The sequence below is a fragment of the Lelliottia wanjuensis genome (assembly GCF_030238365.1).
Lineage (GTDB): Bacteria > Pseudomonadota > Gammaproteobacteria > Enterobacterales > Enterobacteriaceae > Enterobacter > Enterobacter wanjuensis.
The window spans coordinates 234,333-257,669 of sequence record NZ_JASSOT010000064.1 but is presented as its reverse complement, the minus strand read 5'-3'; the positions used below and the strand labels follow the sequence as shown (position 1 = coordinate 257,669).

Here is a 23,337-nt window from a genome sequence, read left to right as displayed (position 1 = left end):
TTATGTCTCAAACTGCCACACTGATCTTAACTAAGGGTCAGATCCATACCCTGGATCGTGAAAATCCGCTCGCCGAGGCGGTGGCTATCGCCAACGGCAAGATCCTCGCCACCGGTAATCACGATCGGGTGATGAGTTACGCCACCGAAGGCACGCAAATTGTCGATCTGAAAGGGAGTACGGTGATCCCTGGCCTCAACGATTCGCACCTGCATCTGATTCGCGGCGGGCTGAATTACAACCTAGAACTGCGCTGGGAAGGGGTACCGTCCCTGGCCGATGCCCTGCGGATGCTCAAAGAGCAGGCTGACCGGACCCCGACGCCCCAGTGGGTGCGCGTGGTCGGCGGCTGGAGTGAATTCCAGTTTGCCGAACGGCGGATGCCGACCATTCAGGAACTGAATGATGCCGCGCCGGATACGCCGGTGTTTGTGCTGCATCTCTACGATCGCGCGCTGCTCAACCGTGCGGCGCTGAAAGCCGTCGGCTACACCAAAGAGACACCGAATCCGCCGGGCGGGGAGATCGTGCGGGATAACAACGGCAACCCGACCGGGATGCTGATCGCCAAACCAAACGCGATGATCCTCTATTCGACGCTGGCGAAAGGGCCGAAGCTGCCGCTGGAGCAGCAGGTGAACTCGACGCGTCAGTTTATGCGCGAGCTTAACCGCTTAGGGTTAACCAGCGCGATTGATGCGGGCGGCGGTTTCCAGAATTACCCGGAAGATTACGAAATCATCGAAGAGCTGCACGCCAAATCGCAGATGACGATCCGCATCGCCTACAACCTCTTCACCCAGCGTCCGAAGCAGGAGCTGGAAGATTTCGAGCGCTGGACCGATATGCTCAAACCGGGGCAGGGGACGGATTTCTACCGCGCCAACGGGGCGGGGGAGATGCTGGTCTTCTCGGCGGCAGATTTCGAAGATTTCCTCCAGCCGCGTCCGGATCTGCCAGAAGGGATGGAAGACGAGCTGGAGCGCGTGGTGCGCCATCTGGTGGAGCAGCGCTGGCCGTTCCGTCTGCATGCGACGTATGACGAGTCCATCAGCCGGATGCTGGACGTGTTCGAGAAAGTGAACCGCGATATTCCGTTTAACGGCCTGCACTGGTTCTTCGATCACGCTGAAACCATCACTGAGCGCAATATTGAGCGCGTCAAAGCGTTGGGTGGCGGGATTGCGGTGCAGCATCGCATGGCGTTCCAGGGCGAGTATTTTGTCGACCGTTACGGTAAAGAGGCGGTGAAACATACGCCGCCGGTGGCGAAAATGCTGGAACTCGAGGTTCCCGTGGGTTTGGGCACCGACGCCACCCGCGTGGCGAGCTACAACCCGTGGACCGCGCTCTACTGGCTGGTCTCCGGTCGCACTGTGGGCGGGCTGTCGATGTATGACGACAGCAACCGTCTGCCGCGCGATATCGCACTGGAGCTGTGGACGGCGGGCAGCGCGTGGTTCTCCAGCGAGCAGGGCAAGAAAGGGCGCATCGTCGAAGGACAGCTCGCGGATCTGGTGGTGTTGTCGAAAGATTACTTCAGCGTGGCGGAAGAGGAGATCAAAGGCATCGAGTCGGTGCTGACGGTGGTGGACGGAAAAGTGGTGTACGCCGCCGGGCAGTTTAGCCCGCTGTCGCCGCCGCCAATCCCGGTTCTGCCGGAGTGGTCGCCGGTAGTGAAAGTGCCGGGGCATTACCGCTCTGCGCCGCCGGTGGCGTCAAACGTGGGGGCTGTGGTGCAGATGCATCAGTGCATCGGCAGCTGCGGCGTGCATGGGCATCAGCACGGTATCGCGCGCCAGTCGGGGATTCCGGTATCGGATGACCAGGCGTTTTGGGGCGTGTTGGGATGTTCGTGTTTCGCGTTTTAGCGTGACAATTCGCGGTTTTGTAGGCCGGGTAAGGCGAAGCCGCCACCCGGCGCAAGGGGGGGATTGGTGCGGAAAAATGCCCGGTGGCGCTGCGCTTACCGGGCCTACGGTTATCCCTGAACCATAAAAAAAGGCTCGCATTTGCGAGCCTTTTTATCATCCGTTGCCGATTACAGGCTGGAGACGTTTTCGGTCAGGTATTTAGCCACGCCGTCTGGAGACGCGTTCATGCCTTCTTTACCTTTTTCCCACTGAGCCGGGCACACTTCGCCGTGCTCTTCGTGGAACTGCAGCGCGTCAACCATGCGCAGCATTTCGTCGATGTTACGACCCAGTGGCAGATCGTTAACTACCTGGTGACGCACGATGCCGTTCGCGTCGATCAGGAAGGAGCCGCGCAGTGCCACGCCAGCGTCCGGATGTTCGATACCGTATGCCTGCTGGATTTCACGTTTGATGTCCGCAACCATTGCGTATTTCACTGCACCGATGCCGCCTTTGTCGACAGGGGTGTTACGCCATGCGTTGTGTACAAATTCGGAGTCGAAGGAAACACCGACAACTTCAACGCCACGTTTCTGGAACTCTTCGTAACGTTTGTCGAATGCGATCAGTTCTGATGGGCAAACGAAGGTGAAGTCCATTGGCCAGAAGAACAGAACGGTAGCTTTACCGTTGGTGTGCTGTTTGAAGTTGAAGTTTTCAACGATCTCACCGTTGCCGAGTACTGCTGCAGCTGTAAAATCCGGAGCCGGACGAGTAACCAGAACCATGTGATTCTCCTGTAGTAACTAAGGTTATTTGGAACGCAACGCGGGCCAGTATAGAGAGTGTTCAGGGTTTAGACAAAGAGGCACGGACAATCGTTCAGCCAGTTTTTACCTATCAATCACACTTCTATTAAAGTTGTTTGTTTTTCGCCTGCGCCATCATACGCGGATAGAACTGCCAGAAGCGAGCTTCCAGCGCATCATAATGGGTGTCCAGATCCTGCCAGGAGTCGCGTAGGGCATCGAGTCGCGGGCGGCGGCTCGCCATGCCGTTCAGCACGCGCTGAATAAATTCCATCTCGCTGTAGCGCTCCAGCCAGCGCTCGGACCACAGATAGTCGTTCAGATTAACAAAGCGCGGCGGCGAGTCGGGCAAAATCAGCGCCACCTGCGAGTGGGCGTAGCGAACAAACTCCGGCAGCGGCAGCTCGGGCGACAGCAGCGCCCAGTGGCGCGACAGGAAATGATCCCACATCACATCCAGCGTGATCGGCGCGACGCGGCGCGTTTCAGGGCGAAACCAGGCTTTGGCTTCTTTCACTTCCGGCAGGTTATCGGTCATCACGTCGATGCGACGGTGCAGAAAAATACCGTCCACCACCTCGGCGGAATAGTCATCAGCCGGGTTGCCGCGAACGAAATCGGCCAGCAAATTGCCTGAAAGTGAGCTGTCGGCGAGGTGGGCGAGGTGCAGATGAGCGAGAAAATTCATGCGTTTTGGTATCCGGATACGGCTAGTTGTTGCAGCAAAGAGGTGTGAGCACTAGACTAAGCCGCCTGTTTTTAAGTCACGAGTATAAGTCATGCGCGTCGCCGATTTCTCCTTTGAATTACCTGAATCCCTGATTGCCCACTATCCGCAGCCGGAGCGCAGTGGTTGCCGCTTGCTGTCGCTGGACGGGCCAACGGGCGCGCTGACGCACGGTACTTTCACCGATCTGCTCGACAAGCTCAACCCTGGCGATCTGCTGGTCTTTAACAACACCCGTGTGATCCCGGCGCGTCTGTTTGGCCGTAAAGCCAGCGGCGGCAAGATTGAAGTGCTGGTTGAGCGCATGCTCGATGACAAACGTATTCTGGCACATATTCGCGCCTCCAAAGCGCCGAAGCCGGGCGCCGAGCTGCTGCTGGGCGACGACGAAAGCATCAACGCCACCATGACCGCCCGTCACGGCGCGCTGTTTGAAGTGGAGTTCAACGACGAACGCCCGGTGCTGGATATTCTGAACGCTATCGGTCACATGCCGCTCCCGCCCTATATCGATCGCCCGGACGAAGACGCCGACCGCGAACTGTACCAGACGGTTTACAGCGAAAAACCGGGTGCCGTGGCGGCACCGACCGCTGGTCTGCACTTTGACGAACCGCTGCTGGCAAAACTGCGCGAGAAGGGCATCGAGATGGCGTTCGTGACGCTGCACGTCGGCGCGGGGACCTTCCAGCCGGTGCGCGTGGATTCTATCGAAGATCACATCATGCACTCCGAATACGCCGAAGTGCCGCAAGAGGTGGTTGACGCCGTGCTGGCCGCGAAAGCGCGCAACAGCCGCGTGATTGCCGTCGGTACCACTTCCGTTCGTTCGCTGGAGAGCGCAGCCCAGGCGGCTAAGAAAGATCTGATCGAGCCCTTCTTCGGTGACACGCAGATTTTCATCTACCCAGGTTATCAATACAAAGTGATTGATGCGCTGGTGACCAACTTCCATCTGCCTGAATCGACTTTGATTATGCTGGTCTCGGCGTTTGCCGGTTATCAGAACACCATGAATGCCTACAAGGCTGCGGTAGAACAAAATTATCGCTTTTTTAGCTACGGGGACGCGATGTTTATCACGTACAATCCGTCGGCTATTCAGGAACGCGTTGGGGAATAAGCTCCGCAGCGCCTGGTTTACACGTCGGACTGTTTTTCTGACGCTGGAGAAAAAATGAAATTTGAACTCGATACCACCGACGGACGCGCTCGCCGCGGCCGCCTGGTGTTTGATCGCGGCGTGGTAGAAACGCCAGCCTTTATGCCTGTCGGCACCTACGGCACCGTTAAAGGGATGACGCCGGAAGAAGTCGAAGCCACTGGCGCACAGATTATCCTCGGTAACACCTTCCACCTGTGGCTGCGCCCGGGCCAGGAAGTGATGAAACTGCACGGCGACCTGCATGATTTCATGCAGTGGAAAGGTCCTATTCTGACCGACTCCGGCGGCTTCCAGGTGTTCAGCCTCGGCGATATCCGTAAGATCACCGAACAGGGCGTGCACTTCCGTAACCCGATTAACGGCGATCCGATCTTCCTCGATCCTGAAAAATCCATGGAAATTCAGTACGATCTCGGCTCCGACATCGTGATGATCTTCGACGAATGTACGCCATATCCTGCGGACTGGGATTACGCGAAGCGTTCAATGGAGATGTCTCTGCGTTGGGCAAAACGTAGCCGTGACCGCTTTGACGGGCTGGAAAACAAAAATGCGCTGTTCGGCATTATTCAGGGCAGCGTTTACGAAGATTTACGTGATATCTCTGTTAAAGGTCTGGTAGAGATAGGTTTTGATGGCTACGCTGTCGGCGGTTTGGCTGTGGGTGAGCCGAAGGAAGACATGCACCGTATTCTGGAGCATGTTTGCCCGCAAATCCCTGCGGATAAACCACGATACCTGATGGGCGTGGGTAAACCAGAAGATCTGGTTGAAGGTGTGCGCCGCGGCATCGATATGTTCGACTGCGTCATGCCAACCCGCAACGCGCGTAACGGCCACCTGTTTGTGACCGACGGTGTGGTGAAAATCCGTAACGCGAAGCATAAAAATGACACCAGCACGCTGGATGCAGAGTGTGATTGTTATACCTGTCGTCACTATTCTCGCGCATATTTGTATCATCTTGATCGTTGCAATGAGATTTTAGGCGCGCGTCTCAATACTATTCATAACCTTCGTTATTATCAGCGCTTAATGGCTGGTTTACGTAAGGCTATCGAAGAGGGTAAATTAGAGAGCTTCGTGACTGATTTTTACCAACGTCAGGGTCGTGATGTTCCACCTTTGAACGTTGACTAATTTAATAATGAGGGAATTTGAATGAGCTTTTTTATTTCTGATGCGGTAGCAGCAACTGGCGCTCCGTCGCAGGGCAGCCCGATGTCTCTGATTCTGATGCTGGTGGTGTTTGGTCTGATCTTCTACTTCATGATCCTGCGCCCACAGCAGAAACGTACCAAAGAACACAAAAACCTGATGAACTCCATCGCGAAAGGCGATGAAGTGCTGACCAATGGCGGTCTGGTGGGTCGTGTGACGAAAGTAGCGGAAACTGGCTACATCTCTATCGCACTGAACGATACCACTGAAGTGGTTATCAAACGTGACTTCGTTGCTGCCGTACTGCCGAAAGGCACGATGAAGGCGCTGTAATCCAACTTTTCCCAAAGGGAACTGCCGTGTTAAACCGTTATCCTTTGTGGAAGTACATCATGCTGGTCGTCGTGCTAATCGTCGGCCTGCTGTACGCACTTCCCAACCTGTATGGTGAGGATCCGGCCGTTCAAATCACTGGCGCGCGCGGTGTCGCCGCCAGTGAGCAAACGCTGATCCAGGTCCAGAAAACGTTACAAGAAGAAAAAATTACCGCTAAGTCTGTGGCACTGGAAGAGGGCGCAATTCTTGCTCGCTTCGACACCACCGACACGCAGCTCCGCGCACGTGAAGCGCTGATGGGCGTGCTGGGTGACAAATATGTCGTGGCGTTAAACCTTGCTCCTGCAACCCCGCGTTGGTTAGCCTCCATCAATGCAGAGCCGATGAAACTCGGTCTCGATCTGCGTGGCGGCGTTCACTTCCTGATGGAAGTGGATATGGATACCGCGCTCGGCAAGCTGCAGGAACAGAACATTGATAGCCTGCGCAGCGATCTGCGTGAAAAAGGCATTCCTTACACCACCGTGCGTAAGGAAGATAACTACGGTCTGAGCATTACCTTCCGTGACGCCACGGCGCGCGATCAGGCGGTGGACTATCTCACTGGTCGTCACCGCGACATGGTGATTTCTCGTCAGGGTAGCAACCAGCTGCGCGCGGTCATGACCGACGTGCGTCTGAGCGAAGCGCGTGAATACGCGGTTCAGCAGAACATCAATATCCTGCGTAACCGTGTGAACCAGCTGGGTGTTGCTGAGCCGCTGGTACAGCGTCAGGGTGCTGACCGTATCGTGGTTGAGCTGCCGGGTATCCAGGACACCGCGCGCGCCAAAGAGATTTTGGGTGCGACGGCTACGCTGGAATTCCGTCTGGTGAACACCAACGTCGATCAATCCGCCGCGGCGTCTGGTCGTGTTCCGGGTGATTCCGAAGTGAAACAGACCCGTGAAGGTCAGCCAGTCGTGCTGTACAAACGCGTGATTCTGACCGGTGACCACATCACCGACTCCACCTCGAATCAGGACGAATACAACCAACCGCAGGTTAACATCTCGCTGGATAGCGCGGGTGGTAACATCATGTCCAACTTCACGAAGGATAACATCGGTAAACCGATGGCGACCCTGTTCGTGGAGTACAAAGACAGCGGTAAGAAAGATGCCAACGGTCGTGCGATTCTGGTGAAAGAGGAAGAGGTGATTAACATCGCCAACATCCAGTCTCGCCTGGGTAACAGCTTCCGTATTACCGGTATCAACAACCCGAACGAAGCGCGTCAGCTCTCTCTGCTGCTGCGTGCCGGTGCGCTGATTGCGCCAATTCAGATTGTTGAAGAACGGACCATTGGTCCAACACTGGGGATGCAAAACATCACTCAGGGTCTGGAAGCCTGTCTGGCCGGTCTGGCGGTGTCGATTATCTTCATGCTGTTCTTCTACAAGAAGTTTGGCCTGATTGCGACCTCCGCGCTGCTGGCAAACCTGGTACTGATTATCGGGATCATGTCCCTGCTGCCAGGGGCAACGCTGACCATGCCGGGTATCGCGGGTATCGTCCTAACCCTTGCGGTAGCGGTCGATGCCAACGTATTGATAAACGAACGTATTAAAGAAGAACTGAGTAACGGTCGCTCCGTACAACAGGCGATCGATGAAGGTTATAAAGGCGCCTTCAGCTCGATCTTCGATGCGAACGTAACAACACTGATTAAGGTTCTTATCCTGTATGCAGTGGGTACTGGCGCCATCAAAGGCTTTGCTATCACCACCGGTATCGGTGTGGCAACGTCGATGTTTACCGCTATTGTCGGCACCCGTGCCATCGTGAACCTGCTGTATGGCGGCAAGCGCGTCAAAAAGCTGTCTATCTGAGGAGTGCGTTGTGGCACAGGAATATACTGTTGAACAATTGAACCATGGCCGTAAAGTCTGGGACTTTATGCGCTGGGACTACTGGGCCTTCGGCATTTCAGGTTTCCTCCTGATTGTGTCGATCGCCATTATCGGTGTCCGTGGGTTTAACTGGGGTCTGGATTTCACCGGTGGTACGGTGATTGAAATCTCCCTGGAAAAACCGATCGATATGGACCACATGCGCGAATCGCTGCAGAAAGCGGGCTTCGAAGAGCCGCTGCTGCAGAACTTTGGCAGCAGCCGCGACATCATGGTGCGTATGCCTCCGGTTCATGATGCCAATGGCAGCCAGGAGCTGGGCAGCAAGGTGGTTAAGGTCATTAACGAAACCACCAGCCAGGACGCGACGGTTAAACGTATCGAATTCGTCGGCCCAAGCGTTGGGGCCGATCTGGCTCAGACAGGGGCGATGGCGCTGCTGGTTGCGCTGATCTCGATTCTGGTTTACGTCGGTTTCCGCTTCGAATGGCGTCTGGCGGCAGGGGTGGTTATCGCCCTGGCGCACGACGTGGTCATTACGATGGGCGTGCTGTCGCTGTTCCATATTGAGATTGACCTGACCATCGTTGCGTCGCTGATGTCGGTGATCGGTTACTCACTGAACGACAGCATCGTGGTATCTGACCGTATTCGTGAGAACTTCCGTAAGATCCGTCGCGGTACGCCGTACGAAATCTTTAACGTCTCTCTGACCCAAACGCTGCACCGTACGTTGATCACTTCCGGGACGACCTTGATGGTTATCCTGATGCTGTTCCTCTTCGGTGGCCCGGTGCTGGAAGGCTTCTCGCTGACCATGCTGATCGGTGTCTCCATCGGTACGGCGTCTTCTATCTACGTCGCGTCCGCGCTGGCGTTGAAACTGGGCATGAAGCGTGAGCACCTGCTCCAGCAGAAAGTTGAGAAGGAAGGGGCGGATCAGCCGTCCATCCTGCCGTAACGGCAACAGCAATCTGATAACGGAATCCCGGTCGCAAGGCCGGGATTTTTTTATTACAGCCCCCACCAATTTGGTTACTCTCCCTGTAGACGTCAAACGACATGGAGTAATGCCGATGGTCACCCTTTCTTCTGTTCCCCAGCCTGCCGTCTGGCACGGCATCCCTTCCGTTACGCTAAGCGATGAAACCTTGCGTGAGCGTAAAGCTAAAGTATTGCTCCGCATGCAGCAGCAGGGGCTGGACGCGCTGGTTATCTACGCCGACAAAGAGCACGGCGGCAACTTTGAATACCTCACCGGTTTTATTCCGCGCTTTGAAGAGGCGCTGCTGGTGCTGCATTCTACGGGCGAAGCGGTTCTGGTGCTGGGGAATGAAAACCTCAAGCTGGCGGCTCATGCGCGACTCGAGAATCGGGTTGTCCATGCGCCGTGGTTTTCGCTGCCGAATCAGCCGATGGATAATCAACAGTCGCTGCCGGCGCTGCTGAAATCCGCTGGCGTGACGGCGGGTAAAACCTTCGGGTTGGCGGGCTGGAAGCTGTTTACGGGCAAGGGCGATGACGTGAATCAGATGTTCGATCTGCCTGCGTTTATCGTCGATGCGATTCGCCAGGCGGGTGAGGGTACTGCGCATTTGAGCAATGCTACCGGGATTTTTATCGATCCTGACGGCGGAGCCCGCACAACCAACAATGCCAATGAAATCGCGCACTACGAATATGGCGCCAACCTGGCTTCCTCGGCGATCCTTACGGCGTTAAACGCCATCGCGCCCGGTAAAACCGAAAAAGAGATCGCTTCTCTGCTGGCGGCAGAAGGGCAGCCGAACAACGTGGTGACGATCGCGGCGACGGGCGATCGTTTCGCGTTTGCCAATCTCTACCCCAGCGACAAACTTATTCAGCGCGGGGATAAATTCTCGCTCACCGCCAGCTACAAAGGCGGGTTAAGCAGCCGGGCGGCTTACGTCGTGGCGGATGCATCGGAGCTGGCGCCCGCGGTTGCTGACTATCTCGACGTGGTAGCGAAGCCCTATTTCCAGGCGGTGGTGACCTGGCTTGAACATCTGCACATCGGGATGCACGGCGGGGAGATGTATGACCTGATTGAGCAGGTTCTGCCGAAAGCCGAGTACCACTGGCACCTGAATCCGGGGCATCTGGTGGCGGATGAAGAGTGGCTCTGCTCGCCGATTGGCCCGAAATCAGATGCTCTCTTGCGAAGCGGGATGCTGCTGCAGATCGACATTATTCCTTCCCGAGCCGGATACGCCGGGGCAAGCATTGAGGATACTCTGGCGCTGGCGGATGAGCCGTTGCGTCAGGCGCTTGCGAGTGAGTATCCAGCGCTGTGGGAGCGGGTGGTGGCGCGCCGGGCGTACATTGCGGAGCATATCGGTATTCAGCTGCCGGATGAGGTGCTGCCGATGTCTAACACCGTGGGCTATTTGCGTCCGTGGCTGCTGGAGCAGGGGCGGGCGCTGGTCTGTAAATAGCAAAAAGCCAGCATTGAGCTGGCTTTTGATGCCGGATGGCGCTTCGCTTATCCGGCCTACGGTTCGTGCGGTTGGGATTAGAAGTTGTAACCCACAACCAGGTAACCACCCCAACCGGTAGAGCGAACGCTGAAATCACCGTCGCCGAAGTTCAGGCTTGCGTCGTCGTTCCACTGACCACCGTTGTGCCAGTAACGCGCAACTACGGAGTAGTGCCAGTGATCGTAGTTCAGCGCCAGGATGTGGCTGGACGCGATAGAGTTGCTGGTGCGCGCCTGCTTACCGTTGTTGTCGATGAAGTTGTCATCGCCCAGATCGGAACCCCAGTCGAAGTTGGTGAAGCCGATATAGCTCAGGTTACCGCCCCACAGCTGGGTGATCGGCACAAAGTATTTCACTTTGAAACGGTAGCCATCCCACTCGTTTTCGTTAGACGCACCGTAGTTCTGCCACTGGTATTTTGCATACACGTTCATGGACAGGCTCATCGGCAGACCGGTGTCGATGTCCGTACCCAGACCCATGTACCAGGTGCTCTGACGACCGGATTTGTTGCGGCCCATGTCGTAGATGTAGTTGTTCGCCACATACCACTCTTTGAACGGACCGAAGCTCAGGTCTGCGCCCGTCAGCTTGTCGATAGAGAAGCGCGGTTCAATTTCCATGAACAGCGGAGAACCGTGGTTCCAGATACCTTTCGCGTCGGTGTTACCACCGAAGAAGACCGGGGCATCGGCGTAACCGTAGAAATCAAACCAGTCTTTCTTGGCGAAAGCTTCGTATTCCAGGTAGGTATCGTTGCGGATCTGTGGTCCGAAGCGGGTGTGGTAGCTGCCTACCACGTTGACGCTCTGGTGCCACCAGTCGGAAACATATTCAGGTTTTGAATTTTCTGCTGCGTTAACAGCGAAAGAGGAAGAAAGTGCCAGAACTGCACCGGCTGCTAATAATGTTTTTTTCATAATCATGCCACTGATTGAAAATCCCTTCCGGGATGTGAAAGATGCGCGATTTGCGTTTCTAAATATTTCGTGTTTCTGCGGAGCCTATTATAGGAATCCCTGCTCACAAAAATATGTGTTGTTTCACATATCTCTCATGCGCGTAATCGATTGCGTTCACGTTTGCGTACTTTAAACGGCGGGGATTGTAACGGCAATCATTCATGTTGCCAATATTTGCGGAATGTAAGGGGGAGCGGAACGCGGTAAACGTTCCGCTGGAAGATGTTACTGAACGGCGGGCTGGATATCGTGGATGCGGATGAAACCTAACTGTTCCGGCGTTGTACCGTTCAATTGCAGCGGGATATCGACATCGCTCGGAGCCAGCACGCTGGCCGGAGCCGTCACCAGCTGATTCTGCACGTTCACTTCCTGATAACTCTCGGTCGTGCCCTGCAGCTGGCCCCACTCGACGGTGCCGCTAAACGCCGGGAGCGGATCGTTGGACTGGCCCTGAATACGCAGCGTCGCGCGCGTGCCGTCGGCGTTTGGTGCGACGTTCACCAGCGACATGCGCAGCGTGCCGATCTGGCTTTTCAGCAGGGCAGGCGTGTTCGCGCCCGGCAGCAGGTACACACCGCTGCTGGATTTGGCATTCAGCGCGTTTTGCTGGGTGATCTTAACCGTCTCCTGGTTCAGCTTCGTCATCGCCGTATTGAGCGTGTTCACGCTCTGTTTCATCTGGCGTACTTCGCTTTGCTGCGCGCAGGCGCTGAGGGTGAAGAGACTTCCCACCACGAGAATTCTTAGGTAACGTCTTGTCATTGCGTTTAATTCCCTGAAATAACGGATTGCCCTAATGGTAGTCAGGAACACGCCGTCAGGTATAGATCCTTTGTCTCAAAAACGCTCTTCCTTTGTTGTGGGCTCAGTTCGGGGTAAAATAGAGTTCAGTTAACCAGATAGCCAGGACACCGTATGCATTGCCCATTCTGTTCCGCTGTGGATACCAAAGTAATCGACTCCCGTCTTGTAGGTGAAGGCTCCTCGGTCCGCCGTCGTCGGCAGTGTCTGGTGTGCAACGAACGTTTCACCACCTTCGAGGTGGCAGAGCTGGTGATGCCGCGCGTGGTGAAAAGTAACGATGTGCGCGAGCCGTTCAACGAAGAGAAACTGCGCAGAGGGATGCTAAAAGCACTGGAAAAACGGCCAGTCAGCGCAGATGACGTCGAAATGGCGCTTAATCACATTAAATCGCACCTGCGTGGCACCGGCGAACGCGAAGTGCCGAGCAAAATGATCGGCAACCTGGTGATGGAGCAGCTTAAAAAGCTCGATAAAGTGGCCTACATCCGCTTCGCGTCTGTCTATCGCAGCTTCGAAGACATCAAAGAATTCGGCGAAGAGATCGCCCGCCTACAGGATTAAGCCCATGCAGGATGAGATTTACATGGCGCGAGCGATGAAGCTCGCGCAGCGCGGACGATTCACCACCCATCCCAACCCGAACGTTGGCTGCGTCATTGTCAAAGACGGCGAGATCGTCGGCGAAGGTTTTCACTATCGCGCCGGTGAGCCGCATGCCGAAGTTCACGCGCTACGTATGGCGGGCGAAAAAGCCCGCGGCGCGACGGCCTATGTGACGCTGGAGCCCTGCAGCCATCACGGGCGCACGCCGCCATGCTGCGAAGCGCTAATCGCGGCGGGTGTGGCGCGGGTCGTCACCTCTATGCAGGACCCGAACCCGCAGGTGGCGGGGCGCGGACTGTATCGCCTGCAGCAAGAGGGGATCGACGTCAGCCACGGGCTGATGATGAACGATGCCGAGGCGCTGAATAAAGGTTTTCTCAAGCGCATGCGGACCGGTTTTCCGTACATCCAGCTGAAGCTGGGCGCATCCGTCGATGGCCGTACGGCGATGGCCAGCGGTGAAAGCCAGTGGATTACTTCTCCTCAGGCAAGGCGCGATGTGCAACGTCTGCGCGCGCAAAGCCATGCTATCCTCACCAGCAGTGAAACGGTGCTGGCGGATGATCCGGCGATGACCGTGCGCTGGGACGAGCTCGACGCCGACACCCAGGCGCTCTATCCGCAAGTGAATCTGCGCCAGCCGCTGCGCATCGTGTTGGATCGTCAGAATCGCGTCACACCCGCGCACCGCATCGTGCAGCAGCCGGGCGAAACCTGGATTGCGCGCACTCAGGAAGATGGCCGCGAATGGCCGGAAACGGTGCGCAGCTTCATGGTGCCAGAGCATAACGGCCACATCGATTTAGTGGTGATGATGATGCTGCTCGGCAAACAGCAGGTGAATAGCATCTGGGTCGAATCTGGCCCGACGCTTGCCGGTGCGCTGTTGCAGGCAGGGCTGGTGGATGAACTGATTGTCTACGTTGCGCCTAAACTGTTAGGTGACGATGCGCGCGGCCTGTTTGTGCTGCCCGGCCTTGAAAAACTGGTCGACGCACCGCAGCTCAAATTTAGCGAAATTCGGCAGGTTGGCCCGGACGTGTGCCTGCATTTAACCCCTGCGTGAGGCTTTCTGAAATAGAGAAGCAGTGCGCGAAGTATTATGATAAAATCCGCCCCCCTGCGGGGCCAAATGAACCCGTAAAGGAAGAGTATGAATATTATTGAAGCTGCTGTTGCTACCCCGGACGCTCGCGTCGCCATCACTATTGCGCGTTTCAACAACTTCATCAACGACAGCCTGCTGGACGGTGCGATTGACGCCCTGAAACGTATTGGCCAGGTCAAAGATGACAATATTACCGTTGTTTGGGTTCCAGGTGCCTACGAACTGCCGTTGGCAGCGGGCGCTTTGGCGAAAACCGGTAAATACGACGCGGTGATTGCGCTGGGTACGGTCATTCGTGGCGGCACTGCTCACTTCGAATACGTGGCGGGTGGTGCAAGCAATGGTCTGGCGCACGTGGCACAGGATTCTGAAATCCCTGTCGCATTCGGCGTACTGACCACCGAAAGTATTGAACAAGCCATCGAACGCGCTGGCACCAAAGCCGGTAACAAAGGTGCAGAAGCTGCACTGACCGCGCTGGAAATGATCAACGTATTGAAAGCCATTAAGGCCTGATTTTTTTGTAAGGGGAATTCCGTGAAACCTGCTGCTCGTCGCCGCGCCCGTGAGTGTGCCGTCCAGGCGCTCTACTCCTGGCAGTTGTCCCAGAACGACATCGCTGATGTTGAATACCAGTTCCTGGCGGAACAAGACGTCAAAGACGTTGACGTTCTGTACTTCCGTGAACTGCTGTCGGGAGTGGCGACTAATAGCGCGTATCTCGACGGTCTGATGAAGCCGTACCTGTCCCGTCTGCTCGAAGAGCTGGGCCAGGTTGAGAAAGCAGTGCTGCGCATTGCGCTGTTTGAGCTGTCTAAACGTCAGGATGTGCCCTATAAAGTGGCCATCAACGAAGCTATCGAACTGGCGAAAACCTTCGGTGCTGAAGACAGCCACAAATTTGTGAATGGCGTGCTGGATAAAGCCGCACCTGCGATCCGTCCCCACAAAAAGTGATCCGCAGACCGGAGTTTCGCACCGCCGCCTGGCTGTGCGGCTCCGGTTTTTTTATTTTATTTGCTGAGGCATAACGTATGGCATGCGGCGAATTCTCCCTGATTGCCCGTTATTTTGACCGTGTTCGTACCTCCCGTCTTGATGTTGAAACGGGCATTGGCGACGATTGCGCACTTCTTAATATTCCCGAAAAACAGACCCTCGCGATCAGCACCGACACCTTAGTGTGCGGGCGTCATTTCCTCGCGGATATCGATCCGGCGGATCTGGCGTACAAAGCGCTGGCCGTTAACGTGAGCGATCTGGCGGCGATGGGGGCTGACCCTGCGTGGCTGACGCTGGCACTGACCTTGCCGAACGTCGATGAAGCCTGGCTTGAAGCCTTCAGCGACGCGCTGTTTGAGCAACTCAACTATTACGATATGCAGCTGATTGGCGGTGATACCACGGCCGGTCCGCTGTCGATGACGCTGGCGATCCACGGCTATGTGCCGATGGGTCGCGCGTTGAAACGCTCGGGCGCGAAGCCGGGCGACTGGATTTATGTCACCGGCACGCCGGGCGACAGCGCGGCGGGGCTGGCGATTTTGCAGGACCGCCTTACTGTGAAAGACGCGGACGACGCGGCGTATCTGGTGAAGCGTCATCTGCGCCCGACGCCGCGCATCCTGCACGGTCAGGCCCTGCGCGAGCGTGCCAGTTCGGCGATTGATTTGTCGGATGGTTTGATTTCCGATCTTGGCCATATCCTCAAGGCCAGCGGTGTGGGTGCACGCGTCGATCTCGATACCTTCCCGCTCTCAGAGCAGATTCGTCAACACGTCGAGCCTGAGCAGGCGCTGCGCTGGGCGCTGTCCGGCGGCGAAGATTACGAGCTGTGCTTTACCGTGCCGGAGCTGAATCGCGGTACGCTGGATGTGGCGCTGGGGAACCTTGGCGCGCCGTTCACCTGTATAGGGCAGATTATGCCGGAGAGCGAGGGGATGCAGTTTGTGCAAAACGGTGCCCCGGTGACGCTCGACTGGAAAGGGTACGATCACTTCGCGTGATGGTGTGTGCGGCCTGTTGCCGGGTGGCGCAAGGTAAAAGCAAAACGGCAACATCGTTGCCGTTTTTTATGTTTTCTCCCTCTCCCCGTGGGAGAGGGCCGGGGTGAGGGCATCAGGCCGCACAACCCTGACTATTTAAACCCCACCACCGGATGCTGCTGATACGGCGTCTCCAGCTCGGCGATCTGATCCGGCGTTAGCGTCAAATCCACCGCATTCAACAGCTCATCTAACTGTTCCTCGCGCGAAGTACCGATAATCGGTGCCGCAACTCCGCGTTTGCTCAGAAGCCATGCCAGCGCCACCTGCGCGCGCGTTGCACCCGTCTCCTCGGCGATTCCTGCCAGACGTTCAGCGATCAGCGCATCGCTGGCTTCGGTGTCGTTATACAGATTCTTCCCGACTTCATCGGAAACCGAGCGCGCAGTGGTTTCCCCCCACGGACGGGTCAAACGCCCACGCGCCAGCGGGCTCCAGGGGATCACCGCCACGCCCTCCTGATAGCACAGCGGCAGCATCTCGCGCTCTTCTTCGCGATAGATCAGATTGTAGTGATCCTGCATGGTGACAAATCGCGCCCAGCCGTGCTGCGCCTGCAAATCCAGCGCCTGGGCAAACTGTGAGGCATGCATCGACGACGCGCCGATGTAGCGTGCTTTACCCGCTTTCACCACGTCGTTCAGCGCCTCCAGAGTCTCTTCGATCGGCGTGTTGTAATCCCAGCGATGGATTTGCAGCAGATCCACATACTCCATGTTCAGGCGTTTCAGGCTGTCATCAATGGAGCGCAGGATTTGCGCGCGGGAAAGCCCTTCGGTCAGATCGCCGGACGGGTAGTAAACTTTGGTGGCGACGACGACTTCGTCGCGGCGGGCAAAATCACGCAGCGCGCGGCCGACAATCTCTTCGCTGCTGCCGTCGGAATAGCTGTTCGCGGTATCGAAGAAGTTAATGCCGCCGTCAAAGGCGCGTTTGATGATAACACGGCTGCTCTCTTCCGGGAGCGTCCAGGCATGGTTTCCCCGTGCGGGTTCACCAAAGGTCATACAGCCCAGACAAAGACGGGAAACCTTAAGATCTGTTTTTCCTAATGTATTGTATTGCATGCTTCCACTCCTGCTGATTGCTTAAAACACATCCTTTAAGCATAGCAGGAGGGAAAAGAGGGGGGATATTACGCCAGCCAGTTAAGAATTTTCGCTTCAATGCCCGCGGCATCCAGGCCAATCGCCGCGCGGGCTTCGTCCTGAGTGCCTTGTGGAATAAAGTGATCTGGCAGACCGAGATTCAGCACCGGAACGACCTTGCGATTCGCCATCAGCACTTCGTTCACGCCGCTACCCGCGCCGCCCATAATGGCGTTTTCTTCCAGGGTCACCAGCGAATCATGGCTTGCCGCCATCTCGAGAATTAACGCTTCATCGAGCGGCTTCACAAAACGCATGTCCACCAGGGTGGCATTAAGGGATGCCGCGACTTTCGCCGCTTCCGGCATCAGAGTGCCGAAGTTGAGGATTGCCAGTTTTTCACCGCGACGCTTCACGAGGCCTTTGCCGATGGGCAGTTTCGCCAGCGGTTCCAGCTCAACGCCGACCGCATTGCCGCGCGGATAACGCACCGCGCTCGGGCCATCCTGATAGTGATAGCCGGTAAACAGCATCTGGCGGCATTCGTTCTCGTCGCTCGGCGTCATCACCACCATGTCCGGGATGCAGCGCAGGAAGGAGAGATCGAAAGCGCCCTGGTGCGTTTGTCCGTCGGCACCGACGATACCCGCGCGGTCGATAGCAAACAGCACCGGCAGTTTCTGGATCGCCACGTCATGGATCACCTGATCGTAGGCGCGCTGCAGGAAGGTGGAGTAGATCGCCACGATCGGCTTATAGCCGCCAATCGCCAGACCGGCCGCGAAAGTCACCGCATGCTGCTCGGCAATCGCCACGTCAAAATACTGATCCGGGAATTTTTTGGAAAACTCGACCATGCCGGAGCCTTCGCGCATGGCGGGAGTCACGGCCATCAGCTTGTTATCTTTGGCCGCCGTTTCGCACAGCCAGTCGCCGAAGATTTTAGAGTAGCTCGGCATCCCGCCGCTGCTTTTCGGCAGGCAGCCGCTGGTCGGGTCGAATTTCGGTACGGCGTGGAAGGTAATCGGATCTTTTTCCGCAGGCTCGTAGCCACGCCCTTTTTTGGTCATGATGTGCAGGAACTGCGGGCCTTTCAGGTCGCGCATGTTTTTGAGCGTGGTGACCAGGCCCAGCACGTCGTGCCCGTCCACCGGGCCGATGTAGTTAAAACCCAGCTCTTCAAACAGCGTGCCCGGCACCACCATGCCTTTGATGTGTTCTTCGGTGCGTTTCAGCAGCTCTTTGATCGGCGGTACGCCAGAGAAGACTTTTTTGCCGCCTTCGCGCAGGCTGGAGTAGAGTTTGCCCGAGAGCAGCTGCGCCAGGTGGTTGTTGAGCGCCCCGACGTTTTCTGAGATCGACATTTCGTTGTCGTTGAGGATTACCAGCATATCGGGCTTGATATCGCCCGCGTGGTTCATCGCCTCAAACGCCATACCCGCCGTGATGGCGCCATCGCCAATCACGCAGACGGTGCGGCGCTGTTTGTTCTCTTTTTCAGCCGCGACGGCAATCCCGATGCCCGCAGAGATCGACGTGGACGAGTGGCCGACGCTTAACACGTCATACTCGCTCTCACCCCGCCACGGGAACGGATGCAGCCCGCCTTTCTGGCGGATGGTGCCGATTTTATCGCGACGACCGGTGAGAATTTTGTGCGGATAAGCCTGATGGCCGACATCCCAGATCAACTGGTCAAACGGCGTGTTATAGACGTAGTGCAGCGCAACGGTCAGCTCCACCGTGCCAAGCCCGGAGGCGAAATGTCCGCTGGAACGACTCACGCTGTCGAGCAGATAACGACGCAACTCGTCGCTCAGCTTCGGCAGGCTCTCTTTCGGCAACAGACGTAACTCCTGGGTGGAGTCAACCAACGCCAGTGTCGGGTATTTGGCAATATCAAAACTCATCAAAGGCTCATCGAGATTTAGTATGTTTATTTATCACGCTGGATTATATAGTCCGCTAGCGCTTCCAGTGCCGAGGTATCGAGCGATTGTGCGGCCAGCTGATTCAGAGACTGGCGGGCATCATCGATCAGGTCCCGGGCTTTACGTTGGGCTTGCTCAAGGCCCAGCAGGGCGGGGTAGGTACTTTTGCCAAGCTGCTGGTCTGCACCCTGACGTTTTCCCAATGTTGCAGTATCGCCCACCACATCCAGAATGTCATCCTGAACCTGGAAAGCCAGACCGATAGATTCGGCGTATCTGTCCAGAACCGGCAGGGCTTTGCGACCTTGCTCACCGGCGCTCAGCGCGCCCAGGCGAACGGCTGCCCGAATCAGTGCGCCGGTTTTATGGCGATGAATGCGCTCCAGCTGTTCCAGATTAACCTGACGACCTTCCGCCTCCAGATCTAAAGCCTGGCCGCCGCACATTCCGGCGATCCCGCTGGCCATCGCCAGTTCGGAGACCATCGCCAGACGGTCGCGGTCGGACACTTCGGCCATCGGCGCATCGCTCAGAATCGAGAACGCCAGGGTCTGCAACGCATCACCGGCCAGAATGGCATTGGCTTCGCCAAACTTAATGTGGCAGGTCGGCTGGCCGCGACGTAAATCGTCGTCATCCATCGCCGGTAAATCATCGTGGATCAGCGAATAAGCGTGAATACACTCCACGGCGGCGGCTGGGGCATCCAGCGTGCTGTCGCTGATGCCAAACATATTGCCCGTCGCATAGACGAGGAACGGGCGCAGACGCTTTCCACCTAAGAGTGCGCCATAGTGCATGGCTTCAACCAGTGGAGTGTTCTGAAAAGGCTGTGGTTCGATAAAACGGCGCAGCGCGTCGTTGGCCCGTTCCACACATTCCTGAAGCGCTTGGGTGAAATCCATTTACTCAGCGTCCGGTGTGAAAGGGGTCGTGGCAGCGTCTTCGCTATCGGAGAGCAGGATCTGCACGCGCTGTTCCGCCTGCTGCAATTTAACCTGCCCCTGGCGCGCAAGCTGCACGCCGCGTTCGAATTCATTGAGCGCGTCTTCCAGCGGCAGATCGCCACTTTCCAGACGAGTGACAATTTGCTCCAGCTCACTCAGCGCAGTTTCGAAGCTGGCTGGTGCGTCATTTTTCTTCGGCATAGTGAATATTGACTCTCTTATTTTCAGCCCCGTCATGGTAGCGGACTCGGGCGGATAAGCAAATAACGCGCAATGTGCACAGGAGCACCGCTATAGTGGTATACTTCCGCGCCTGGATGCAGCCACGGGTGTGGGCTGCTGTACTCTTTTCCATCACAAGCCTTTACCGGCTTGCCAACGAAACATTGCCGCCATGAAGTTTATCATTAAATTGTTCCCGGAAATCACCATCAAAAGCCAATCTGTGCGTTTGCGCTTTATTAAAATCCTGACCGGAAACATTCGTAACGTTTTAAAAGATTATGACGAAACCCTTGCCGTGGTTCGTCACTGGGATCATGTTGAAGTACGCGCGAAAGACGAAAACAAGCGTCTGGATATTCGCGATGCGTTGACCCGCATTCCCGGTATTCACCATATTCTGGATGTGGAAGATGTTCCTTTCACCTCACTGCACAATATTTTTGAACTGGCGCTGGCCCAGTACCGCGATCAGATCGAAGGCAAAACCTTCTGCGTGCGCGTGAAGCGTCGCGGCAAGCATGAATTCAGCTCGATCGAAGCCGAACGCTATGTCGGCGGCGGTCTGAACCAGCACGTTGAAACCGCGCGCGTGAAGCTGACCAACCCGGAAGTGACCGTCAATCTGGAGATCGAAAACGATCGCCTGCTGCTGGTCAAAGGCCGCTACGAAGGGATCGGCGGGTATCCGATCGGGACTCAGGAAGACGTACTGTCCCTGATCTCCGGCGGTTTTGACTCCGGCGTTTCCAGCTACATGCTGATGCGTCGCGGCTGCCGCGTACACTACTGCTTCTTTAACCTCGGCGGCGCCGCGCACGAAATCGGCGTTCGTCAGGTGGCGCATTACCTGTGGAACCGCTTCGGCAGCTCCCACCGCGTGCGTTTCGTGGCGATCAACTTCGAGCCTGTGGTCGGCGAAATCCTCGAAAAAGTGGACGACGGCCAGATGGGCGTGGTGCTGAAACGTATGATGGTGCGCGCTGCGTCTAAAGTGGCCGAGCGCTACGGCGTGCAGGCGCTGGTGACGGGCGAAGCCCTGGGCCAGGTCTCCAGCCAGACGCTGACCAACCTGCGTTTGATCGATAACGTCTCCGATACGCTGATCCTGCGTCCGCTGATCTCCCACGACAAAGAGCACATCATCGATCTGGCGCGCGAAATCGGCACCGAAGATTTTGCCCGTACCATGCCGGAATACTGCGGCGTGATTTCGAAAAGCCCGACCGTGAAAGCGGTGAAGGCGAAGATCGAAGCGGAAGAGCAGAACTTCGATTTCGACATTCTTGAAAGAGTGGTTGCCGAAGCGACGAACGTCGATATCCGTGAAATCGCCCAGCAGACAGATCAGGAAGTGGTGGAAGTGGAAACTGTCACCGGTTTCAGCGCCAACGACGTGATCGTGGATATTCGCTCCATTGACGAGCAGGACGCCAGCCCGCTGAAAGTGGAGGGCGTGGAAGTTGTCTCTCTGCCGTTCTACAAGCTGAGCACTAAGTTTGGCGATCTGGAGAAAGACAAAACCTATCTTCTGTGGTGCGAGCGCGGCGTGATGAGCCGCCTGCAGGCGCTCTATCTGCGCGAGCAGGGCTTCACTAATGTGAAGGTGTATCGCCCGTAAGTATCGCGTACCATGTAGGCCGGGTAAGGCGCAGCCGCCACCCGGCTTTTTTTTGGGCTCGTCGCGAGGGAATCATGCATAAATACCTGGAAATAAAAGAGAAGCTTAAAAAGGATATTCTCGACCAGAAATATAAAATCGGGGAAAGCATTCCGTCCGAGCGTGACCTCGCAAGCGTGTATAACGTGACGCGGGTGACGGTGCAAAAAGCGATGGCGAACCTGGTTCAGGAAGGGTATATCGAGCGCATTCATGGCAAAGGCATGTTCGTGCTGAAAAATACCGCCAGCAATATCTATATCCTTAACAATGAAAAGAGCGACAGCATTCTCGGTTTTTCTCGCGAGTTCCAGGGACGCGTAAATGTCACCAGCCGCTTAATCACCTTTACGACCATTCAGGCCGATCCCGCGCTTTCACAACATCTTGAGATTCAACCTGGCAACGACGTCTGGTTTATCCGCCGCGTTCGTCTTCTGGACGGTCAGCCCGTGCTGGTGGAGGACACCAATATTCCCGTGCAAACCATCGCGGATATTCCCCAGTCTGTTCTGGAAAAGGGATCGCTGTACGGTTATATCGAAGAGTACACCGGGAAAAAAATCAGCGACGCGGATTCATTGATTGAAGCGGCGCTTTTTGACCGCGAATTAGCCACGCTGCTGGATATAAAACCGGGAGACGCGATGCTAAAAATTACCGAAGTTACCCGCCTGAGCGACAAGAAAGCCTTTAACTATTCGATCAGCTATAACCGCGCGGATCTGTTCCGGGTTAAGAATCTACGCATTGAAAGATGACAGGCGCGAATGCGCCTGCCAGAGTCAATTAAAGCTGAGTCGCGGCGGCTTTATCCACCAGCATTTGCACCTGCGGATGGTTTTTTAGTAGCGTTGCCGGGATACTGGCGTCGATATCTGAGCGCAGGGTTTGCGCCACAATAGCGGCTTTTTTCTCCCCGCTGGCCATCACAATTACCGACTTCGCCGCCAGAATTGTTTTCATCCCCAGGGAAATCCCCTGTTTCACCTCGCGCGCCTGACCGAAATATTTCACCGAAACCAACTGGGTAACCTCGTCCAGATCGACCACGTGACACTCCGTATCAATGGCCGCTCCCGGCTCGTTAAAGCCGATATGCCCATTCATGCCGATGCCCAGAACAATCGTTTCGATCCCGCCGTGTTCGCGGATGAAACGATCGACGCGGCGGCACTCCTCCTTCGGGTCAGAGGTTAAGCCGTCAAAGAAGCAGATCTGATCATCGCGCAGCGTCAGACGGCTGAAAAAATGCCCCCAGACCATCTCCCGACAGCTTCCCTTATCGGCTTTGCCCAGCCCTAACCACTCGTCCAGACCGACAAATGCCGCGCGGGAAAAATCGACTTTTCCTTCTTCACTGGCGCGTACAAGAGCATCAAACACGCCGAGCGGCGTATCGCCCCCGGCAATGCAGATCAGGGCATCGGGTTTGCGTGTCACAGAATCCATCACGCGCTGGGCCACGGTGGCGCTGAGCGCCGGGTAATCTTCAACAATTTCAACGTTCATCGCAGTTC

23 protein-coding genes are annotated in these 23,337 nt (G+C 56.3%); 14 read left to right on the top strand and 9 right to left on the bottom strand.

Translation table 11 applies throughout. The annotated features are described in order from the left end of the window. The first annotated feature begins 2 nt into the window (after positions 1-2). Complete coding sequence (locus QQF33_RS17545; protein ID WP_282492648.1) at positions 3-1,871, top strand: amidohydrolase; 1,869 nt, start codon at positions 3-5, stop codon at positions 1,869-1,871. A gap of 170 nt (positions 1,872-2,041) precedes the next feature. On the opposite strand, the gene QQF33_RS17540 is transcribed toward QQF33_RS17545, so the two are convergent. Both QQF33_RS17540 and acpH read right to left on the bottom strand, forming a co-directional pair. Continuing rightward, a complete protein-coding gene (locus QQF33_RS17540) occupies positions 2,042-2,644 on the bottom strand; it encodes a peroxiredoxin (protein WP_282492647.1) in 603 nt (200 codons plus the stop codon). Between the two features lie 127 nt (positions 2,645-2,771). Continuing rightward, complete coding sequence (gene acpH / locus QQF33_RS17535) at positions 2,772-3,353, bottom strand: ACP phosphodiesterase (RefSeq protein ID WP_285158323.1); 582 nt, start codon at positions 3,351-3,353, stop codon at positions 2,772-2,774. Positions 3,354-3,444: 91 nt separating this feature from the next. Between acpH and queA the strand changes: the two genes are divergently transcribed. The 6 genes from queA (at position 3,445) to QQF33_RS17505 (ending at position 10,402) form a co-directional block, all read left to right on the top strand. After that, positions 3,445-4,515, top strand: a complete 1,071-nt coding sequence (gene queA / locus QQF33_RS17530) for a tRNA preQ1(34) S-adenosylmethionine ribosyltransferase-isomerase QueA (RefSeq protein ID WP_285150170.1) — start codon at positions 3,445-3,447, stop codon at positions 4,513-4,515. 54 nt (positions 4,516-4,569) lie between these two features. Beyond that, on the top strand, positions 4,570-5,697 hold the full coding sequence (gene tgt / locus QQF33_RS17525; protein WP_100777432.1) for a tRNA guanosine(34) transglycosylase Tgt: 1,128 nt from the start codon (positions 4,570-4,572) through the stop codon (positions 5,695-5,697). Positions 5,698-5,718: 21 nt separating this feature from the next. Beyond that, a complete protein-coding gene (gene yajC, locus QQF33_RS17520; protein WP_064325012.1) occupies positions 5,719-6,051 on the top strand; it encodes a preprotein translocase subunit YajC in 333 nt (110 codons plus the stop codon). Positions 6,052-6,077: 26 nt separating this feature from the next. Next, on the top strand, positions 6,078-7,925 hold the full coding sequence (gene secD, locus QQF33_RS17515) for a protein translocase subunit SecD (RefSeq protein WP_282492644.1): 1,848 nt from the start codon (positions 6,078-6,080) through the stop codon (positions 7,923-7,925). A 10-nt stretch (positions 7,926-7,935) separates the two neighbouring features. Further along, positions 7,936-8,907 carry a protein translocase subunit SecF gene (secF, locus tag QQF33_RS17510; RefSeq protein WP_282492643.1) on the top strand — a complete coding sequence of 324 codons (972 nt, stop codon included), beginning with the start codon at positions 7,936-7,938 and terminating at the stop codon, positions 8,905-8,907. 109 nt (positions 8,908-9,016) lie between these two features. Further along, entirely contained in the window at positions 9,017-10,402 is a 1,386-nt protein-coding gene (locus QQF33_RS17505; RefSeq protein WP_285158322.1) for a M24 family metallopeptidase, read from the top strand. A gap of 77 nt (positions 10,403-10,479) precedes the next feature. Here the strand turns inward: QQF33_RS17505 and QQF33_RS17500 are convergent, their stop codons facing one another. Together QQF33_RS17500 and QQF33_RS17495 are read right to left on the bottom strand one after the other, a co-directional pair. Next, positions 10,480-11,364, bottom strand: coding sequence for a nucleoside-specific channel-forming protein Tsx (locus QQF33_RS17500; protein ID WP_285145227.1), 885 nt, complete (start codon positions 11,362-11,364; stop codon positions 10,480-10,482). Between the two features lie 267 nt (positions 11,365-11,631). After that, entirely contained in the window at positions 11,632-12,171 is a 540-nt protein-coding gene (locus QQF33_RS17495; protein WP_095280977.1) for a SadB/YajI family lipoprotein, read from the bottom strand. Positions 12,172-12,324: 153 nt separating this feature from the next. Here QQF33_RS17495 and nrdR point away from each other — a divergent pair, with 153 nt between their 5' ends. From nrdR to thiL, 5 genes are all read left to right on the top strand, one after another. Continuing rightward, on the top strand, positions 12,325-12,774 hold the full coding sequence (gene nrdR / locus QQF33_RS17490; protein ID WP_064325018.1) for a transcriptional regulator NrdR: 450 nt from the start codon (positions 12,325-12,327) through the stop codon (positions 12,772-12,774). A 4-nt stretch (positions 12,775-12,778) separates the two neighbouring features. Further along, positions 12,779-13,882, top strand: coding sequence for a bifunctional diaminohydroxyphosphoribosylaminopyrimidine deaminase/5-amino-6-(5-phosphoribosylamino)uracil reductase RibD (ribD, locus tag QQF33_RS17485; RefSeq protein ID WP_285158321.1), 1,104 nt, complete (start codon positions 12,779-12,781; stop codon positions 13,880-13,882). A gap of 87 nt (positions 13,883-13,969) precedes the next feature. Continuing rightward, positions 13,970-14,440 (top strand): 6,7-dimethyl-8-ribityllumazine synthase, encoded by a 471-nt coding sequence (gene ribH / locus QQF33_RS17480; RefSeq protein ID WP_095280979.1) that lies wholly within the window; start codon positions 13,970-13,972, stop codon positions 14,438-14,440. A gap of 21 nt (positions 14,441-14,461) precedes the next feature. Then, positions 14,462-14,881 (top strand): transcription antitermination factor NusB, encoded by a 420-nt coding sequence (gene nusB, locus QQF33_RS17475; protein ID WP_100777425.1) that lies wholly within the window; start codon positions 14,462-14,464, stop codon positions 14,879-14,881. Between the two features lie 77 nt (positions 14,882-14,958). After that, entirely contained in the window at positions 14,959-15,930 is a 972-nt protein-coding gene (gene thiL, locus QQF33_RS17470) for a thiamine-phosphate kinase (protein ID WP_285158320.1), read from the top strand. Positions 15,931-16,061: 131 nt separating this feature from the next. On the opposite strand, the gene QQF33_RS17465 is transcribed toward thiL, so the two are convergent. The 4 genes from QQF33_RS17465 to xseB all read right to left on the bottom strand — a co-directional run bounded on the left by QQF33_RS17465 (position 16,062) and on the right by xseB (position 20,136). Further along, positions 16,062-17,036, bottom strand: coding sequence for an aldo/keto reductase (locus tag QQF33_RS17465; protein ID WP_285158319.1), 975 nt, complete (start codon positions 17,034-17,036; stop codon positions 16,062-16,064). Positions 17,037-17,104: 68 nt separating this feature from the next. Next, on the bottom strand, positions 17,105-18,967 hold the full coding sequence (gene dxs, locus QQF33_RS17460; RefSeq protein ID WP_285158318.1) for a 1-deoxy-D-xylulose-5-phosphate synthase: 1,863 nt from the start codon (positions 18,965-18,967) through the stop codon (positions 17,105-17,107). 26 nt (positions 18,968-18,993) lie between these two features. After that, positions 18,994-19,893 (bottom strand): (2E,6E)-farnesyl diphosphate synthase, encoded by a 900-nt coding sequence (ispA, locus tag QQF33_RS17455; protein ID WP_282492636.1) that lies wholly within the window; start codon positions 19,891-19,893, stop codon positions 18,994-18,996. Next, positions 19,894-20,136, bottom strand: coding sequence for an exodeoxyribonuclease VII small subunit (xseB, locus tag QQF33_RS17450; protein WP_100777420.1), 243 nt, complete (start codon positions 20,134-20,136; stop codon positions 19,894-19,896). It lies immediately after the preceding gene. 193 nt (positions 20,137-20,329) lie between these two features. On the opposite strand from xseB, the gene thiI reads away from it, so the two are divergent. Further along, complete coding sequence (thiI, locus tag QQF33_RS17445) at positions 20,330-21,778, top strand: tRNA uracil 4-sulfurtransferase ThiI (RefSeq protein ID WP_285158317.1); 1,449 nt, start codon at positions 20,330-20,332, stop codon at positions 21,776-21,778. Between the two features lie 74 nt (positions 21,779-21,852). After that, on the top strand, positions 21,853-22,578 hold the full coding sequence (locus QQF33_RS17440) for a GntR family transcriptional regulator (protein WP_285158316.1): 726 nt from the start codon (positions 21,853-21,855) through the stop codon (positions 22,576-22,578). Positions 22,579-22,606: 28 nt separating this feature from the next. On the opposite strand, the gene QQF33_RS17435 is transcribed toward QQF33_RS17440, so the two are convergent. Beyond that, on the bottom strand, positions 22,607-23,329 hold the full coding sequence (locus QQF33_RS17435; protein ID WP_285158315.1) for a glucosamine-6-phosphate deaminase: 723 nt from the start codon (positions 23,327-23,329) through the stop codon (positions 22,607-22,609). Between the last annotated feature and the right edge of the window lie 8 nt (positions 23,330-23,337).

What these genes read in the sequence shown, in the direction of transcription:
- QQF33_RS17545 (WP_282492648.1), top strand. Translation starts at nt 3, where the DNA reads ATGTCTCAAACTGCCACACTGATCTTAACTAAGGGTCAGATCCATACC.
- QQF33_RS17540 (WP_282492647.1), bottom strand. Translation starts at nt 2,644, where the DNA reads ATGGTTCTGGTTACTCGTCCGGCTCCGGATTTTACAGCTGCAGCAGTA.
- acpH (WP_285158323.1), bottom strand. Translation starts at nt 3,353, where the DNA reads ATGAATTTTCTCGCTCATCTGCACCTCGCCCACCTCGCCGACAGCTCA.
- queA (WP_285150170.1), top strand. Translation starts at nt 3,445, where the DNA reads ATGCGCGTCGCCGATTTCTCCTTTGAATTACCTGAATCCCTGATTGCC.
- tgt (WP_100777432.1), top strand. Translation starts at nt 4,570, where the DNA reads ATGAAATTTGAACTCGATACCACCGACGGACGCGCTCGCCGCGGCCGC.
- yajC (WP_064325012.1), top strand. Translation starts at nt 5,719, where the DNA reads ATGAGCTTTTTTATTTCTGATGCGGTAGCAGCAACTGGCGCTCCGTCG.
- QQF33_RS17505 (WP_285158322.1), top strand. Translation starts at nt 9,017, where the DNA reads ATGCCGATGGTCACCCTTTCTTCTGTTCCCCAGCCTGCCGTCTGGCAC.
- QQF33_RS17500 (WP_285145227.1), bottom strand. Translation starts at nt 11,364, where the DNA reads ATGAAAAAAACATTATTAGCAGCCGGTGCAGTTCTGGCACTTTCTTCC.
- QQF33_RS17495 (WP_095280977.1), bottom strand. Translation starts at nt 12,171, where the DNA reads ATGACAAGACGTTACCTAAGAATTCTCGTGGTGGGAAGTCTCTTCACC.
- nrdR (WP_064325018.1), top strand. Translation starts at nt 12,325, where the DNA reads ATGCATTGCCCATTCTGTTCCGCTGTGGATACCAAAGTAATCGACTCC.
- ribD (WP_285158321.1), top strand. Translation starts at nt 12,779, where the DNA reads ATGCAGGATGAGATTTACATGGCGCGAGCGATGAAGCTCGCGCAGCGC.
- ribH (WP_095280979.1), top strand. Translation starts at nt 13,970, where the DNA reads ATGAATATTATTGAAGCTGCTGTTGCTACCCCGGACGCTCGCGTCGCC.
- thiL (WP_285158320.1), top strand. Translation starts at nt 14,959, where the DNA reads ATGGCATGCGGCGAATTCTCCCTGATTGCCCGTTATTTTGACCGTGTT.
- QQF33_RS17465 (WP_285158319.1), bottom strand. Translation starts at nt 17,036, where the DNA reads ATGCAATACAATACATTAGGAAAAACAGATCTTAAGGTTTCCCGTCTT.
- dxs (WP_285158318.1), bottom strand. Translation starts at nt 18,967, where the DNA reads ATGAGTTTTGATATTGCCAAATACCCGACACTGGCGTTGGTTGACTCC.
- ispA (WP_282492636.1), bottom strand. Translation starts at nt 19,893, where the DNA reads ATGGATTTCACCCAAGCGCTTCAGGAATGTGTGGAACGGGCCAACGAC.
- xseB (WP_100777420.1), bottom strand. Translation starts at nt 20,136, where the DNA reads ATGCCGAAGAAAAATGACGCACCAGCCAGCTTCGAAACTGCGCTGAGT.
- thiI (WP_285158317.1), top strand. Translation starts at nt 20,330, where the DNA reads ATGAAGTTTATCATTAAATTGTTCCCGGAAATCACCATCAAAAGCCAA.
- QQF33_RS17440 (WP_285158316.1), top strand. Translation starts at nt 21,853, where the DNA reads ATGCATAAATACCTGGAAATAAAAGAGAAGCTTAAAAAGGATATTCTC.
- QQF33_RS17435 (WP_285158315.1), bottom strand. Translation starts at nt 23,329, where the DNA reads ATGAACGTTGAAATTGTTGAAGATTACCCGGCGCTCAGCGCCACCGTG.